Below are 2,955 nucleotides of genomic sequence, written 5' to 3' on the forward strand. Positions count from 1 at the left end.
AACTGCTGGTTTTTTATAGATGCTGAGAGCGAGAAAAGGTGGTTTACACTTACAAAGTGGGGTCCTGATAACTTATACTCTTCGAAAATCTCTTCAAACCACGTCAACTTCCATCTGCAACCTCAAAACAGTGTTTTGAGCAACCTGCGGCTAGTTTCCTAGTTTGCTCTTTGATTTTCATTGAGTATCAGTTTACCCGCAATTTTCTATCTTATCCTAACAAATCTCCTGAGTAGCCAGCTTATAAAAATATAGGAAACCACAGTCGCTCAATCTATTCATCAGTCGGAGTATTCTCTTTACTCCATTTTTCTACATAAATACTATCTGCAACGGTGTGATTGATTTGAAGTGGTTGTCCTTTTACAGTTAGGCTGTAGAGATCGGTAAAAGAATCATAATCGGTCAGTTCGATACTGTCTCCAATCTGTAAGTTAATCTGCTCCAGATATTTGAGTAATTCAAAGGAGTCTTGTACTCGGTGAAGGAGATAATGACCTTTTTCTGTTGTTTGAGCAAGGGTCTGGGTGTGTATCTCCTGAAGCTGCTCCCCTTTTGCAGGAATCGTTCCTCCGTGTGGGCAGGTTTTGGGATAGTCTAACATCCTGTCCAGACCTTCGACAAAGCGATCTGAGATCGTATGCTCCAGCACCTCAGCTTCCTCGTGAATCTCATCCGTCGTGTATCCTAGATTTTTCACTAAAAAGACCTCAATCAAACGGTGCTTGCGGTAGAGATCAGAGACACTGTGCAGTCCTTGCTCGGTCAGGATATAGCCTTTTTTCTTGTCCTTTACTAGAAATTCCTCTGCAATCAATTTTTTCATCATCTCTGTCACAGCAGGTGGCGATACCTGCATACGGGTTGCGATTTCCTTATTGCTAATCTTTTCGACCTGAGTACTAATCTCGTAGATGCACTTGAGGTAGTCTTCTTTATTGGGAGTCATGTTTTTTCCTTCGTTTCTCTTATGAATCTAGTATAGCAAAAAAAGCTAGATTTCTCTAGCTTTAGTATATAGAGGTGAGGCATCTCCTCCATCATCTCCTGTGTTATTAGTTTATTACGGAACTCAGTTGGTATTGTTCGAGCCTCTATTTTGTGCTGCTTTAGTATTACTTACTTAAACCTTCTGCAATCTTATCCAGATTGTATTTCATCATGCTGTAGTAACTGTCGCCATCTTGCCCTTCTTCAGCGATAGAGTCGGTGAAGATTTTTGCGTAGATAGGGATATTGGTGTCTTTTGAGACAGTTTTCATCGGACGATCGTCGACACTAGACTCGACAAAGAGGGCTGGTGTCTTAGTTTGACGCAGTTTTTCGACCAAGGTCTTGATTTGGTCTGGAGTTCCTTCTTCTTCGGTGTTAATCTCCCAGATGTAGGCAGATGGCACACCGTAAGCCTTAGAGAAGTATTTGAAGCAGCCTTCGCTGGTGACAATCATCTTCTTATCAGCAGGGATGTTGTTGAATTTCTCCTTGGCTTCTTGGTCCAGTTTGTCCAGTTTGGCTGTATAGTCAGCTAGATTTTTCTCGTAGAAGTCCTTGTTTTTAGGGTCTTTGGCACTCAATTGTTTGGCGACGTTTTTGGCAAAGATGATGCCATTTTCGAGGTTGAGCCAAGCGTGAGGATCTTCCTTACCTTTTTCAGACTCTCCTTCTAGATAGATGACATCCACACCATCACTGACTGCAAAATAGTCTTTGTTTTCAGTCTTTTTGGCATTTTTAACTAGCTTAGTAAACCAAGCGTTACCACCTGTTTCCAGGTTAATGCCGTTGTAGAAGATAAGGTCAGCCTGAGAGGTTTTTTGGACATCTTCAGGAAGTGGTTCGTACTCATGAGGATCTTTGCCGACAGGTACGATACTGTGGAGGTCGATCTTGTCACCCGCGATATTTTTGGTAATATCTGCGATGATGGAGTTGGTCGCAACGACCTTGAGCTTGCCAGGATCACTAGAATTGCTGGACTTGGTGCTGGTGCCACAAGCTACCAAGGCAAATAGTGCCACAGATAGCAGGGCGAGGGTTGAAAGAATTTTTTTCATATCTTTCTAATCTCCTTTTCTAAGATACTAAGGTATCAAACACACGGTGAAAATAGGAAATTGACATGGTGTTTGATGAACAAAAGGAAGTTTCCTGTTTTCACCCAGTGTTTAGCCCTAGTTCAATTAAATTATTTTTTAACAAGATTGGATGTTCTCAGGCCTCCTTGCTTGGGAGCAAGGAAAAAGCTGATGAGAAAGAGGATAGCAGAGGTTAAAACGATGCTAGAACCTGCTGCGATATTAAAAGTATAGCCGATAAAGAGTCCTAATACAGAAGCAAATGCCCCCAGTCCTGATGATAGGAAAATCATGGTTTTTAGGCTATTGGCATAGAGGTAGGCAGTCGCTGCTGGTGTGATCAGCATAGCGACGATCAGAATCGTCCCCACACTCTGCATGGCAGTAACGGATACGAGAGTCAGGAGTACCATGAGTAAGTAGTGATAGAAGTTGACCTTAACTCCCATAGCTTTAGCTAGAATAGGGTCAAAAGAGGTGAGGAGCAAGGGACGATAGAAAATTGCGATAGCCAGGAGGACGATAATAGCGACTCCAATCGAAATCCACATATCAATGTCCTGGACAGCTAGGATATTCCCAAAGAGGATATGGAAAAGGTCGGTCGAGCTGTTAGCCACCCCGATGAGAATGACCCCCAAGGCTAAAAAGCTAGAGAAGGTAATCCCAATCGCCGTATCGCTCTTGATGATGGAATTCCCCTTGATATAGGTGATAATGGTCGAAGCCAATAGCCCAAAGACGATGGCGCCGATGAAAAAGTTAATCCCCAAGATAAAGGACAAAGCGACACCAGGCAACACCGCATGAGAAATGGCATCCCCCATTAAAGACATGCCTCGGAGGATAATAAAACAACCTACGGCACCTGCCACAATGC

General features: G+C 43.0%; 3 protein-coding genes. All 3 read right to left on the bottom strand.

Annotated elements, in window-relative coordinates; all coding sequences use genetic code 11:
- Positions 1-274 precede the first annotated feature (274 nt).
- Positions 275-949, bottom strand: a complete 675-nt coding sequence (locus STRDD10_RS07995; RefSeq protein ID WP_067194825.1) for a metal-dependent transcriptional regulator — start codon at positions 947-949, stop codon at positions 275-277.
- Between the two features lie 166 nt (positions 950-1,115).
- Entirely contained in the window at positions 1,116-2,054 is a 939-nt protein-coding gene (locus tag STRDD10_RS08000; RefSeq protein WP_067194828.1) for a metal ABC transporter substrate-binding protein, read from the bottom strand.
- Between the two features lie 131 nt (positions 2,055-2,185).
- A partial coding sequence (locus STRDD10_RS08005) for a metal ABC transporter permease (protein WP_082782077.1) occupies positions 2,186-2,955 on the bottom strand: 770 nt, incomplete at its 5' end.

It is taken from the genome of Streptococcus sp. DD10 (genome assembly GCF_001578805.1).
Lineage (GTDB): Bacteria > Bacillota > Bacilli > Lactobacillales > Streptococcaceae > Streptococcus.

Coding starts and splice junctions, on each gene's coding strand:
- STRDD10_RS07995 (WP_067194825.1), bottom strand. CDS start 949: ATGACTCCCAATAAAGAAGACTACCTCAAGTGCATCTACGAGATTAGT.
- STRDD10_RS08000 (WP_067194828.1), bottom strand. CDS start 2,054: ATGAAAAAAATTCTTTCAACCCTCGCCCTGCTATCTGTGGCACTATTT.